Annotated in this window: 11 protein-coding genes and 1 pseudogene; 7 read left to right on the top strand and 5 right to left on the bottom strand. The window is 63.0% G+C overall.

Annotation, left to right across the window (positions count from 1 at the left end; genetic code table 11):
• Positions 1-86 precede the first annotated feature (86 nt).
• On the top strand, positions 87-740 hold the full coding sequence (locus OKW39_RS22915; protein ID WP_429563765.1) for a hypothetical protein: 654 nt from the start codon (positions 87-89) through the stop codon (positions 738-740).
• Positions 741-2,589: 1,849 nt separating this feature from the next.
• Here the strand turns inward: OKW39_RS22915 and OKW39_RS22910 are convergent.
• Complete coding sequence (locus OKW39_RS22910) at positions 2,590-4,881, bottom strand: FdhF/YdeP family oxidoreductase (protein WP_429332549.1); 2,292 nt, start codon at positions 4,879-4,881, stop codon at positions 2,590-2,592.
• Between the two features lie 135 nt (positions 4,882-5,016).
• Between OKW39_RS22910 and OKW39_RS22905 the strand changes: the two genes are divergently transcribed.
• Positions 5,017-5,187: a hypothetical protein gene (locus OKW39_RS22905; protein WP_429563764.1), complete on the top strand. Its 171-nt coding sequence runs from the start codon at positions 5,017-5,019 to the stop codon at positions 5,185-5,187.
• A 146-nt stretch (positions 5,188-5,333) separates the two neighbouring features.
• Positions 5,334-5,849 (top strand): hypothetical protein, encoded by a 516-nt coding sequence (locus tag OKW39_RS22900; RefSeq protein WP_429563763.1) that lies wholly within the window; start codon positions 5,334-5,336, stop codon positions 5,847-5,849.
• A 199-nt stretch (positions 5,850-6,048) separates the two neighbouring features.
• Here OKW39_RS22900 and OKW39_RS22895 read toward each other — a convergent pair whose 3' ends face one another.
• Both OKW39_RS22895 and OKW39_RS22890 read right to left on the bottom strand, forming a co-directional pair.
• Complete coding sequence (locus OKW39_RS22895; protein WP_090811807.1) at positions 6,049-6,912, bottom strand: MBL fold metallo-hydrolase; 864 nt, start codon at positions 6,910-6,912, stop codon at positions 6,049-6,051.
• Positions 6,913-7,016: 104 nt separating this feature from the next.
• Positions 7,017-7,399 (bottom strand): annotated as a pseudogene (locus OKW39_RS22890) (hypothetical protein); the annotation flags it as partial.
• Positions 7,400-8,356: 957 nt separating this feature from the next.
• Here OKW39_RS22890 and OKW39_RS22885 point away from each other — a divergent pair.
• The 3 genes from OKW39_RS22885 (at position 8,357) to OKW39_RS22875 (ending at position 9,674) form a co-directional block, all read left to right on the top strand.
• The gene (locus OKW39_RS22885) at positions 8,357-8,596 is read left to right on the top strand and encodes a hypothetical protein (RefSeq protein WP_429563762.1); all 240 of its coding nucleotides are present in this window, start codon (positions 8,357-8,359) and stop codon (positions 8,594-8,596) included.
• A gap of 64 nt (positions 8,597-8,660) precedes the next feature.
• On the top strand, positions 8,661-9,008 hold the full coding sequence (locus OKW39_RS22880; RefSeq protein WP_429563761.1) for a hypothetical protein: 348 nt from the start codon (positions 8,661-8,663) through the stop codon (positions 9,006-9,008).
• Positions 9,009-9,074: 66 nt separating this feature from the next.
• A complete protein-coding gene (locus OKW39_RS22875) occupies positions 9,075-9,674 on the top strand; it encodes a hemerythrin domain-containing protein (RefSeq protein WP_090810555.1) in 600 nt (199 codons plus the stop codon).
• Positions 9,675-9,716: 42 nt separating this feature from the next.
• Here the strand turns inward: OKW39_RS22875 and OKW39_RS22870 are convergent, their stop codons facing one another.
• Together OKW39_RS22870 and OKW39_RS22865 are read right to left on the bottom strand one after the other, a co-directional pair.
• Positions 9,717-10,058, bottom strand: coding sequence for a hypothetical protein (locus OKW39_RS22870; RefSeq protein WP_429563760.1), 342 nt, complete (start codon positions 10,056-10,058; stop codon positions 9,717-9,719).
• A gap of 232 nt (positions 10,059-10,290) precedes the next feature.
• Positions 10,291-11,277, bottom strand: a complete 987-nt coding sequence (locus tag OKW39_RS22865) for a hypothetical protein (RefSeq protein ID WP_090810559.1) — start codon at positions 11,275-11,277, stop codon at positions 10,291-10,293.
• Between the two features lie 347 nt (positions 11,278-11,624).
• Between OKW39_RS22865 and OKW39_RS22860 the strand changes: the two genes are divergently transcribed.
• Positions 11,625-12,029 (top strand): DUF427 domain-containing protein, encoded by a 405-nt coding sequence (locus OKW39_RS22860; protein ID WP_184059155.1) that lies wholly within the window; start codon positions 11,625-11,627, stop codon positions 12,027-12,029.
• The last annotated feature ends 274 nt before the right edge of the window (positions 12,030-12,303 follow it).

Raw genomic sequence — 12,303 nt, 5'->3', positions numbered from 1 at the left:
GCCCCCACTGGGCGAGTGATCGAGTGGCTTTCGTCGTTGAGCCGAAGCATCGGCGGAAGTGTCCGTCTTAACCGCAGGAGCCGGCGATGCGGGTCGCCGCGCGGCGCATCCGTCAGATCGGCGTCGCGCCGCTAGCCGCGCTGTGGGTACGCCTGTCGTCACCGTGCTGGCGCGACGGGTCTTGCGGCGTCGCCGGTTTGCTGGTGCCTGTCTGCGATTGGCCACCGGGTTGCCCGGTGACTTCGATCCACAATGGACGCACCATCGGATCGGGCGGCGACATCATTGCTGGTGCTGGCACCGCGGGAACGACAATCGCGATGACGCGCGGCGTGGGCGTCACGGTCGTGGAACAACCGCAGACCGTCGCAACAAGCGGGAACGAGCACAGCAAGGCGAAAAAGAAGCGCCGTCGGCGCGTCATTCCTGCCGCCGATGCAGCGAATCGTTCAGGTCTGGTTGAGCAGTCATGGGTGACATCTCCACGGTTGATTCAGCGTGCGCTGGCATTGCGGCGACTCGCCTACAGCAACTTCGCGGACGGGCCACTATGTGATAATATTATCACATTCGCGCGATCGGTCAATATTGATTTTAAAGATCGAGCCGCACTGCATCCGCCATCGGCGGTACGCCGTGCGCTGCGCTGCCGGTCCGACTCCCGGCCAGTTCGCAGACGCGCAGCGGGCTCAGTGCGTCAGGACGCTCGGGTGCGCGGCGAGGCGCTCGACCTCGAGTAGCGCCTGACCAAGCACATCGATAGCTCCATTCGTGGTGGAGGCCGTAGCAGCGCTGCGCAACGCGTGCTGAACGATGTCGTGAATGACGTCCGTGTTCGATGAACCGGCGTGGAGCGTAAGTTGGTGTGCCATAAGTATTCCTGCGTAAAAACGAAGCCTGTTTCGTGTGGACGCAGTATAAGCAAAGCGCGCCGCCATTCGACGCGCGCAATTATGAGTTGCGAGATCTTCAATACACGGTTTGCGGACGTATTCCGATACCCACGTAGCGTCTTGTCGACGAACGGCGATGGAAGCGCGCATGCTCGACGGCTGATCTCGTTTGTATAACGACCAGCGGATACAGTCGAAGCGAATTGCTGCGTGTCATTCAGACAGTCCACACCGCCCTTGCCTCCGGACACACTAAAGAAGCACACACTGCTTCAGCGCAATCGGCTACAACCTTGCAGCGACGGCAACTATCCGTTGCCCCGTAGATGCTTGTAAGCCGACCGTAAATGACTAGACTGGCACCAACGAACTGGCAAACAGCACTCATGCCTCGCCAGACCGTTGTTCCCCAAACACCGCGTCTCCTGAATCCGACGCTCGATATTGAGTCTGATCATGCCAAAGTCGAAGACCTTCATCCCCGTCCCTGTTGTCGCGTCGATCTTGTCCTTCTCGACCGCCGCATTCGCTAGCAGCAGCGGTCCCCAAACCTGGGAGCAAGCGGCTGTGCAACCGGTTCAGCGTCAAACGGTCAGCTACCATGACCACACGGACGCCAATACACAACATGCAATGGACTTTCAGGCGGTGTTAGCCCGCGTGGAAGCCCAGCGGCAAGCGTTCAACAACTACGGCGGGGTGACTAGTTCGTCGGCTTTCCTCCCGTCAGACAACGTAGCGTCGGGTAGCCCCGTCGACTTCAGTACCGCAACAGCGTCCTGGCGTTACAAGGCAATCTTGGCCGCGCGTTGATACGGCTCGCGGCTGCTAATCGCATCAAAATCAAGACAACCAACTGTAGAGAATTGAACTGTAGAGAATTGAAATGAAAAAGATCTTCCTTGTACTGTTCGCCTTCCTTACCAGCACATCGGTGCTTGCGCAAAGCAATCTGCCGCAGCAATTGCCGTCGCAGCAGCCAGCGTCCGCCGTGCAACCGTCCACGAAGCAGCTTTCACAGGGTGGGCCGCAGCTTCCGCAACCTCCACAGCTTCCGCAGATTCCGCAACTTCCGACACAAGCGTCGACGCAAGTCCCGACCCAGCTTTCGAAATAACCCCGTATGGCTGCGCAACCCGCGCAGCCATACCTGGGAGACCGGCGATTGTCGCGGCTACCCGGATTCTGTTCATCACCGTAGGCGCATGTGATGCACGACGGCGTTTGCCGGCGATTCGTTCATGACGCCGGCAGATCGCTGGCCGCGAGACCGTGGTTGGTTAAGCAATGGACTGCTCTCAACCCTTCCTCAGCAATTCGATGAGGCGCGCGCACAGGTCGCGGACATCGCGCATGGACTGCGTGTCGCGTGCGGGGGCTGCCGACGCGATGAAACGGACGATGCCGGGTTGCCGGCAAATCGAACCGCAGCCCGGAGGCAGCGATGGAATGCCATGAGCGCTTCTGGAGAAACGCTGTCCCCGAATCCGTAGGGGACGTCGCAGTATCCGAACACTATGTGGCGTCGTGCGCTGTCCTTCAATGCCGGGTAACGGACATCACGCGTTGCGGGCCGCTGGCCCGACTATGATGGAGATGGGCACGCGCTTATCATGCCCTTCACGCGCTGCCCGGGTGTAATTCAGCGGCCGGCACCGGTAACGATGCCGGCCTCTTTGTATCTACGAAGCACTGATCACCGCGTGGCCGCCAGTACGCGCACCGGAATCGACTTCGCGCCCGGCACCTTGCTCTCTTTCGCGTAGTGCCATAGCGGCAGCAGCGGATTGCATTCCGGGTAATAGCCGCCGATGCATCCCTGCGGCACGTCGAACGGCACGACGGTCAGTCCGTCGACGTGCCGCTCGACGCCGTCGTCCGCGATCGTCTCGAGGCAGATGCGGTCGCCGTGCGCGAGTCCGCGCTTCTCCATGTCGGCCCGATTCATCAGAATCACCATGCGCGAACCCTTGATGCCTCTGAAGCGGTCGTCGAGGCCATAGATGGTCGTGTTGAACTGGCTGTCACTGCGCAAGGTCATCAACCGCAGCGAATCGGGCTCACGCGCGGGCATGTCCGGATCTTCGCCGATCGCAGTCGGCACCATGAATTCGGCCTTGCCGCTTTTGGTCTTCCACTTGCGCTCCCGCGCCGGCAGCGGCCGGATCACGCCGCCGGGTGTCCACATGCGCGCCTCGAAATCACCGAACATCTCGGGCCATGTCTTCGACATCTCCAGACGCACGCGCGAATAGTCGTCGCGCCATGCATCCCAGTCGACGCTCGAGCGCTCGCCGAGCGTCGCCTTCGCGATGCCCGCGACGATGAACGGCTCCGAGCGGATCGTCGGCGCGGCCGGTTCGGCCATGCCACGCGAGCCATGAAAGTGCGCCGTGCTGTCTTCCATCGACACCGCCTGCGCGCCGCCCGCCTGCCGGTCGATCTCGATGCGGCTCAGACACGGCAGCAGATACGAGCGCTGGCCGTGCACCAGGTGGCTGCGATTGAGCTTGGTCGCCACGTTGACGGTCAACCCGAGCGCGGCCCACGCCGGTTCGGTGCGCACCCGGTCGGGCACCGAGCGCACGAGGTTGCCGCCGAGGTTGATCATCGCGTTGACCTTGCCGTCGAGCATCGCCTCGAAGGCCTCGACGATGTTCATGCCTTTCTCGCGCGGCGGCTCGAACGAAAACTGGCTGGCCAGTTGATCGAGCGGCGCGAGCTCCGGCTTTTCGGTAATGCCGACCGTGCGCTGCCCCTGCACGTTCGAATGCCCGCGCACCGGCGACGGCCCGGCGCCCGGCTTGCCGATATTGCCGCGCAGCAGCAGCAGATTGCACAGCATGCGCACGTTCTGCACGCCCATCCGATGCTGCGTGAGACCCATGCCGTAATGGATGATCACCGCGTTCGCCTTCATGTACTCGTCGGCGGCTGCCTGGAGCGCGTCGCGCGGCAATCCGCTCACTCGCTCGATGTCGTCCCAGTTCGCGTCGCGCGCGTACTGAGCGAATTGCTCATAGCCGTTCGTATGCTCGCGGATGAAATCGACGTCGACGACGCGCGCGTCGCCCGTGCTCACCGCGCGATCGTCCGCTTCGATGACGAGCTTGCAGATGCCGAGGATCGCGGCGGTATCGCCACCCGTCTTCACCTGGTGGTATTGCGTGCTGATCTGCGTATCGGTGGGTGTTAGCATCTCCAACGCTGACTGCGGGTTTGCGAAATGCAGCAGCCCCGGCTCGCGTAGCGGATTGAACGTGATGATCGGCACGCCGCGTTTGCGCGCGTCCTGCAACTGATGCAGCATGCGCGGGCTATTGGTGCCGACGTTCTGGCCGAAGAAGAACATCAGGTCGGTCTTCTCGAAGTCGTCGAGCGAGACTGTACCGACGCCCACGCCAATCGCTTCCTTGAGGCCGACGCTGGTGCTTTCGTGGCACATGTTCGAGCTGTCGGGCAGATTGTTGGTGCCGTACATGCGCGCGAAAAGCTGCAGCATGTACGAGGTTTCCAGTGAAGCGCGGCCCGACGTGTAGAACACCACGCTGGCCGGGTCCAGCGTGCGCAGCTCGGCGCCGATCGCATCGAATGCTTGCTGCCACGGCACCGGCACGTAGCGGTCGGTAGCCGGGTCGTAGCGCAGCGGCTCGGTCAACCGCCCCGCTTCCTCGAGATCGTGGTCGTGCCATTTGGCGAGCTCGCTGACCGTGTGGACCTCGAAGAAATCGGGCGTTACGCGTTTGGCCGTCAGATCCCACGCGGTCGCTTTCGCACCGCTTTCGCAAAACTCGAACGTATGCGGATCGGCCGGCTTCGCCCACGAGCAGCTGACACACATGAAACCGTCGGGCTTGTTCTGATGCATCAGAACCTGGCTATCCTTCAGCGGTGCTTTTTCCTGCAGCAGGATTGTCGCCACCGCCTTGACCGACCCCCATCCGCCCGACGCGTAGGGATACGCGTCGCTCTTGTCTTCCTTGTTCATGAGTCCACCCGTTTGGCCGTAAATATCACGTCATGACGTACCAGCACCCGGCGTTCCCGCTGCGGCGCCCGGTCGCGGTACGATGTTTGCTATCCGCAGGCTGACTCGCCGTGCCGCAAGCCAACCGCCAACTTCATGACCGACACCTCCATCCCGCGCGACACGTCCGCCCGTCTGAACGCGATGCGCAGGACGTTGCGCGAAGTGTTCGGGATCAGTCGGCTGCGCCCCGGCCAACGGGGCATCATCCGCAGCGTCATTGCGGGCGCGTTCTCGGCAACGCATCGAACTCGTCGTCGTCGATGAAGCGCACTGCGTATCGCAGTGGGGCCACGATTTTCGGCCGGCATTCCTGCGCATCGTCCGCGCGGAACGCACCATGCCGCTCCTCGCGCGTACCGCTGTCCGCGATCATGGGGCGTGCGTTTGCGCGCCCGAACCGGAGCCCTGCCATGAAAACGCTCGAGTACAAAATCGGTTCTCCGTGGTATCAGGCCACCCGTGCGACGCTACGCCGAGCCGTCCCATCGGGGCTGTTGGCCGGCTGCGTGTCGGCGGCGACAGCCGCGGCGGCATCCACGGACGCATCGGGCAGCCCGCTCGCGCCGATCAATGCCGTCACCCACTGCCTGTGGCCGCAACGCGCGCTGCGTGAACGCGGCTTCAGCATCCGGCATACGGTGACCGGCTTCGCGATCCATCAGGCAGCCGCGATCTTCTGGGCAATGATGTTCGAGCAACTGGTTGACCGGATGGCCGGCCCCGACCCGTCACGACGGCCCGGCGCGACCGCGGTGGCCGCGGCCGCGACCGTGGCGAGCGCGTATGTGGTCGACTACAAGGTGGTGCCCAACAGGCTGACCCCTGGATTCGAGGCGCACCTGTCGCGCCGCTCGCTCGGGAACGTCTACGTGGCGCTCGGCGCGGGCCTGCTCGCGGCCGCGCTGCTGCGGCGGCCGGATCGATGAAATGCGCTCGCGCAAAAAAGAGCCACCAGCCTTCAACCGGCATGGTCGCCGCAAGCGCATTTGAGAACGATGTCCCCTGGAGTCCGAACGGAGGACAAAGGCAGTATAGGAAACGCGCCCCGCCCCGCACGGTGCCTCGGCCAGGCGCAAGACGTGAGCGATCCGCGAAGCACCGGGCGCGCTCGCAAGCCTGCGAGCATCACGCCATCTGCTCCGCCGGCACCGCCACCGAACGGCCCGCGAGCCGCTCGAATTCGTCGACGTCGTGGCTGCAAAAAATCGTCAACGCGGGGCTCGCCCGCTTCGCCAGATCACGCAGGCGGCGCTGGTTGTACAGTCGCGCCGCGCGATCCTTTTCGAGCATCCACTGATAGAAGCGCAAACCGGGTGCGCAATGCGGGCGCACCGGGTCGAGCTCGCCGCTGTCGAAATAGGCGTCGCCCGCGAGCAGCAACCAGCCGCCATCACCGTGTACCGCGACGCCCGCGTGACCATAGGTATGGCCTCGCAACGGCACGAGCGCGATCTCGCTCGCGAGTTCTTCGATCGGATGGACCTTGGCGAAGCCCTCCCAACGCTCGGTGTACTGCGGCGAATGCACGCGCCACATGTTCTGATACGACCACTGCTGCGGCCTGAAGCGCTGCCGGTCCAGCCACGTCTTCTGCTGCGCCGCGTATTGGCGCTCGCTCGCGAGCATGTGCACCGTCGCGTGCGGAAAGTCGTCGAGCCCGCCCGCATGGTCGGAATCGAGGTGCGTCATCACGATGTGGCGCACGTCGGCCGGGTCGAAACCGAGCCGCTCGATCTGCCTGATCGCCGTCATTTCATTTCGGAACTCAGGCTTCAGCAGCCTCAGGAAGAATTTGCCGAGGCGCGAATAGGGATCGGCGACATCGCGCAAACCGAAACCGGTATCGACGAGCACGAGCCCCGCCGGACTTTCGACGAGCAGACAATGGCAGGTCAGATGCCCGCGGCGGATCAACGAATCGGGGTGGCCGTTGAACAGCTTGCCGCACAGCGGGCAAGTCGAAATGCAGTTCAGATGGTGCACTTTCATGCCGCACTCCCGGTCACGGTGACTGCATTCCTGCTTGTCGCTTCCGGGGCAGCCGTCGCGCGGCACGACCGTATGCGTCATTCAGCGAACAGATCCGGTCCGAACACCTCGACGTGATCGTGCAGCAGCGACGACACATAGCCCGGCGGCCGCCCGGCCTCGCCGCTCTCGCGCTTGACCGAAATTCGATAGCTATGGCCGTTCGGCACGTCGGACAAGCTGTATTGCCGGATCTGCTGCAGGCCGAGCGCGGGCACATCGACGGCAATGCCGATGTACTGGCCCGGCTCGAAGTTCGCGACCGGCTGTTCGTCCTTCGGTAAATATTCGCCGACGATCGGATAGTGCTCCGCCTTCACGTCGAGGCTCGCGTGCTTGTTGGCGCCTCGAAGTGCCGTCTGCAGAAACGTTGAATGATCGTATAGCCGTGCGCGGCCAGAACCGGGGCCGTGGCCTTGACGATGTCCTTGGTTTTCTGCGTGAGCATTTCTTTCCTCCTGCAATAGGACGACTGGTTGCCTCGCTCGTGCGCGTAAATGGTGGGGTGGAATTGTCCGACCGCGCATACCCCTTCAAGCGTATCCAGGCGACCATGCTCCTCCAACCGATGCTCGCTGTCCACAAGCTGAAGGCCACGGACACGCCCGAGCAAACGCGCGCCGCGACACGTCCAACATCGGTCGTCCGATTGCAGACGAACGCGGGCCGGTCAGGAAACGTGCCGTGCGCGCCCACACGCGCTGGGAGCATTTCCGTCAAGGTCCGAAAAACGTGTTGCAGAATTTGCCGGCCACATTGCACGTCTGTTGACCCGAAGGCTGCACATTGGTGCGCTCGGCCGACGTCGCGCATCCACCCATCATGGCGACGGCAAATGTCATCACGAGCGTTCCGCGCAGCGCTGCCGCGCGCCGATTCTTCGCTGCGTGAGTCGCGTTGCGATCACCATCGCAACGCGCGGATGCGCCGCGCTTGCGTGCATCGGTAGCGCACGAGCCTTGTCCGACATCAGGCATTTCGCCCTCCCTCGCGATAGTCACCACGTTCATCGTGCCACGCACAAAGGGATTTCCAACGAGGGTACCCGAGCGCTGACGCGATAACCACACCGCCTTTTGCTATTTTGATCCAGATCAGAAGTCGACCGACTAACCGACGACGGCGCGAACTTCATTTGCACACGCTGTCATCACGACGTCACACCAACAGTCGAGCGTAGAAGCAATCCGGCGCGTCGGTTCGTCGAATGTGGGTCCCGCAAACTGCGGCGCGAGAGTGGACGGGGCTGTCCACAATGCGGCTGTCTCCGACAACTCACTGCGATGTACTTTTTTTTTTGCAAATGCGAGCATGCTGAATCCGGCGTTTTCGACATGTCATCAAGCCGGTATGACTTACTGTGAACGACGAGTAAGCTGGAGATAACAAAACGGGGAGAGAACCTGTGAAAGCCGCGCGTAATCACAACGACGTCACAAGGAAATTGACGCATATCAGCGGGATTGTCCAGCGCCTCGAACAACTCGTTCAATCCGACCGCGTCGACTGGCAGGGCACGGGAATTGCGACGCTGGCTTACTGGCGCGCGCGCATCGAGGCCAACGCCGAACTGCAGCCGCAAGCGCGGCTCGCTACGCTCGAAGCACGGAGCCAGCGCCGCTCGAGCGCGCAGGGCGGCAATTAACGCCGCGCCCGTCGCGCATGATCATCGCGCACCGGCACGATCACACACTCACGCGACGAAGGACATGATGATGATGCGGACCTACGAATACCACGGGTTCACGATCGAGGTGACCGTCGAGGCGGATTTCACGTTGCGCCCCGCCGGGCGCGCGGCGGTACGCACACGCTACGCGGCGGTGGTTCACATCTATCAGGCGGGCGCTGCGGTCGCAACGTTCTCGCCGCTGCGCGTCGACATTGGAGGCAGCCGGCCGTTCGACACCGAGGCCGATGCGTTGATGGGCGGATATAGCGCGGCGCGGCGAATCGTCGACGACCTGTTCGCCCGTGCGGCGGATGCCGCGGACTCCGCGTTGAGCGCCCTCACGAGCAGCAACCCACTCCGCTTGCGGCAGCCGACACCGCGTTGATCGATTGCTGGGCAGCGGGAATGGCGCATGCGGTATCCGCCGGCACCCTTTCCCTGGAGAAACGCCATGTCCAATGACGCCTCATCGCTGTCGCCGTCGATTACGTCGATGATCCGCCTCGACCATATGCACGTGCTCGCCGCTTCGCACCGATACCACGCGTCCACGCCGTGGTGGCGCAAACGCGCGATCGTCAACGGCGTGTGCGACGCGCTCGATATCCACGCGCAGCTCGAGGAGGAAATTTTCTACCCGGCGCTCGGCCGCGCGCTCGGCAACGACGAGGCACTGAGAAAAAGCCGTCCCGAGCACGACGAGATGCGCGCAACGATCGCGAAGCTGCGCGGGATGGGCCCCGAAAACGCCGCCTACGACGGGCTCTTTTATCAACTGATCCGCGAAGTCGCTCATCATGTCGCCGACGAGGAAACCATCCTGCTGCCCGACGCCGAGCGCGTGCTGAAGAACGAACTGCAGTCGCTCGGCGCCGCGATGACGCGCCGCCGGATGCAGTTGCTCGGAGAGCGCCCGATGGACATTGCGGTGAATGCCGCGGGCACGTTTCCGATCGCCACGCTGCTGCTGGGATCGACTGTATTGCTCGCGTTGCGGCATTGGCTGCCGAGGTCGCGGCGCGCGGCACAGACGCGGCGTCAATGGAACTAGCACATTCTACTGACCCCACGGGGCGCTGCCCGCGATCGCGCATCAACGATTCGGGCGCGATGCACCCGGCGTGCGCCCGCGCCGCTGTTTCGTCTTCGCCGGTTCACCCGGCTCGACGAGCCCGGCCGCGACGCGGCGCGCAGTTTCGGCCGCGATGTCGAGCGCGTCGCCCCATGACACGTGGCCGCACGTCCCGCGTCGCTCGAAGATCGTGTGATGCTCACCGCCACGCTCCGTCACGACCACGACCCACTGGAAAGCGCCTTCCGAATCCCGGACGACGGTCCAGCTTACGAGGAAGTCGGCAATCTCTATCTTCTGCAGGCGCATGTCCGGCTCGCTGTCGATCCGCTTCGTCGACCGGCTGTGTCCGAGTGTACGCATGGCACGAGGTCCTTCGTTTTGGCCCTTCGTTCAGGGCCTGGTTCTGCTACAACGTGCCCGGCAGATTGCCTGCCGGCATCGGGCTGTTTCGGTTCGTCGTTCATCACGGCTCCCTTGATCGATTCATGTCTGGGCCGAGCAAGCGCTATACCGCATGGCCGCGCGAGAACCAGAAACATTGGATCGCGCGCATGGGTTCGAGCCTCGTTGCTGGACCGGCAAGCTGGCCTGGCTAGAAACTCATCGCGAATCCGAACGACACCCCGTGCACGTTGCGACCGAACACATAGCGCACCATCGCCCGCGTACGGGTGACGATGACGGGATACCTGCTGCTGTCGAGTTCGAGGCCGACTCCCAGCGACGTGAGGTCGTTGAAACCCAGCACGCCGGCACTATCGCCGAAATAATGCGAGTAAGCGGCTTCCAGCACGTAGCGGACCGGCCGGTCCAGCGCGTGCCAGCCGGTGGGCGCGCGCCAGCGCGTCCATAGGCTCACCTGCTGCGCCATGGCCGAGCCCTGAACGGCCTCCGACGAACCGCCGAAGCTGCGCAGGTAAATATCGGTTGCCCGCAATTCGGCGTCGATTTCGTAGTTTTCGCGGTAGTGTTCGTAGTCGAGCATCAGGGAGCCGCCATAGCCGTAGGCGTTCAGCGAGCCGTTTTCGAGGAACTGCAGGTTGCTGTCGGTGACATGATTGAAGAGGGTCTGCCCCACCTTCAGGTCACTCGAGACACGCCCAATCGTGCCGTTCAAGATCGGACGGAACACCAGTTCGTCCGTGATGCGGAAATCCCACCCCAGGCCGACCGTGCCACTGAAGGTGTTCCACTTCGTCGGCACCGCACGCTGCTGGGCGCCATCCGTGGCAATGAAGATCGGATCGTAGCGGCTGTAGGCGAGCGTGCCCTCCATGTACAACGGAAACGACCTGCTGAGGGTGAAGCCGCCGCCAAATTGCGTCTGCCCGAAGCCGGGATTACCCGTCAGGCCGTTGTTGACCGACAGGTTACTGGTCGTCACGTCCGGGACTGTCGTGTAAGTCATGATCGCGAGCACAGCGTCTGCGTGCTGCTTTACATTGCCGCCAATCACGGTATTGCTCGACAATTGCCTCGGCGCGACCTGTGCGTGCGAAGGGCAGGACAACAGGTTCAAGGTTAGAGCGGCACACGCCCCAAATGCGCGAAGTGACCAACACTTCCGAAGCGCCGGCATAGTCAAACAACCTCGCCATTTGTCGACGAGATTGCAGGCTCACTTGCAGGGTCATACACGGCATATCCAACGAGCATGACGCGCTCCTGTCAGTCGGCTGATCGTGTTCGTCTTCCGCGAAGTCGCCATCCCGTTGCACAAAAGCACGCGCACGCAACTGATGCAATTCCGACGGGCATTGCGCCGCTCACAGCACCTGGAAGGTCTGCGTTAGTATGTGATAGAAATACCTGAAAGGAAGTAGTACGGCAATACGGGCGATCTTCAGTCGCTTGCGTGGCGTTCGGCGACGAACATCGCCGTCGACGCACGAACCTCGCAGCCCCACTTTCGCAGGGAGCCTCGTTATGTCCACTCATTCGGTCCCGAACGACAAACCCGTCAAGATCCCCGGCCCGGATCATCCAATCATGATCGAGCACCACCACGCGCGCGTGATCGTCATGGCAGGCGGTCACGTGATTGCCGATACGCACGACGCATTGACGCTGCTCGAAGCCCGCTATCTGGCCGTGCTGTACATCCCGCGCAAGGACGTCGACATGACCCGGCTCGAACGCACGGCGCACGCCACTTATTGTCCGTACAAGGGCGAATGCGCATACTTCTCGATTCCTTCGGCCGGCGAGCGCGGCACCAACGCGGTGTGGACCTACGAGCACCCATACGACGCTGTCGCGCCGATCCGCGAGCACCTTGCGTTCTATCCCGACCGCGTGGATTCCATCACGCAGGAGCCGGCCGCGCACTAGGCGAACGCGCGCGTCATGCCGCGTGCGGGCGCGGCGATCGCGGCGACCGGCATGGCGCGAGCGGCACGGACGGCGGCGCCGCCGCGCGGCGGCCGCTGCTCGCACCACGCAAGCTATCAATCCGAGCGGGTTTCCCTCTCGCGTTCGAAGTAACAGAATCTACCGTCACGCCTGCTCCCTCACTCGGCTTTCATGCCGGCGCCAACCACCCAGATGGGTGCGCATCCGACCGCCGGTTCCGCTCATTCTCTTTGCAGTCGGTATTCAATCCGCG

Origin of the sequence: Paraburkholderia sp. MM6662-R1, assembly GCF_050436245.1 — a bacterium.
Lineage (GTDB): Bacteria > Pseudomonadota > Gammaproteobacteria > Burkholderiales > Burkholderiaceae > Paraburkholderia > Paraburkholderia tuberum.
The sequence above is the reverse complement of the archived record's forward strand: the minus strand, read 5'-3'. Positions and strand labels throughout refer to the sequence as shown.

Excerpts from the sequence above, each read along its gene's own strand:
- OKW39_RS22875 (WP_090810555.1), top strand. The coding sequence starts at position 9,075 with ATGTCCAATGACGCCTCATCGCTGTCGCCGTCGATTACGTCGATGATC.
- OKW39_RS22870 (WP_429563760.1), bottom strand. The coding sequence starts at position 10,058 with ATGCGTACACTCGGACACAGCCGGTCGACGAAGCGGATCGACAGCGAG.
- OKW39_RS22900 (WP_429563763.1), top strand. The coding sequence starts at position 5,334 with ATGAAAACGCTCGAGTACAAAATCGGTTCTCCGTGGTATCAGGCCACC.
- OKW39_RS22915 (WP_429563765.1), top strand. The coding sequence starts at position 87 with ATGCGGGTCGCCGCGCGGCGCATCCGTCAGATCGGCGTCGCGCCGCTA.
- OKW39_RS22865 (WP_090810559.1), bottom strand. The coding sequence starts at position 11,277 with ATGCCGGCGCTTCGGAAGTGTTGGTCACTTCGCGCATTTGGGGCGTGT.
- OKW39_RS22910 (WP_429332549.1), bottom strand. The coding sequence starts at position 4,881 with ATGAACAAGGAAGACAAGAGCGACGCGTATCCCTACGCGTCGGGCGGA.
- OKW39_RS22905 (WP_429563764.1), top strand. The coding sequence starts at position 5,017 with ATGACCGACACCTCCATCCCGCGCGACACGTCCGCCCGTCTGAACGCG.
- OKW39_RS22895 (WP_090811807.1), bottom strand. The coding sequence starts at position 6,912 with ATGAAAGTGCACCATCTGAACTGCATTTCGACTTGCCCGCTGTGCGGC.
- OKW39_RS22880 (WP_429563761.1), top strand. The coding sequence starts at position 8,661 with ATGATGATGATGCGGACCTACGAATACCACGGGTTCACGATCGAGGTG.
- OKW39_RS22860 (WP_184059155.1), top strand. The coding sequence starts at position 11,625 with ATGTCCACTCATTCGGTCCCGAACGACAAACCCGTCAAGATCCCCGGC.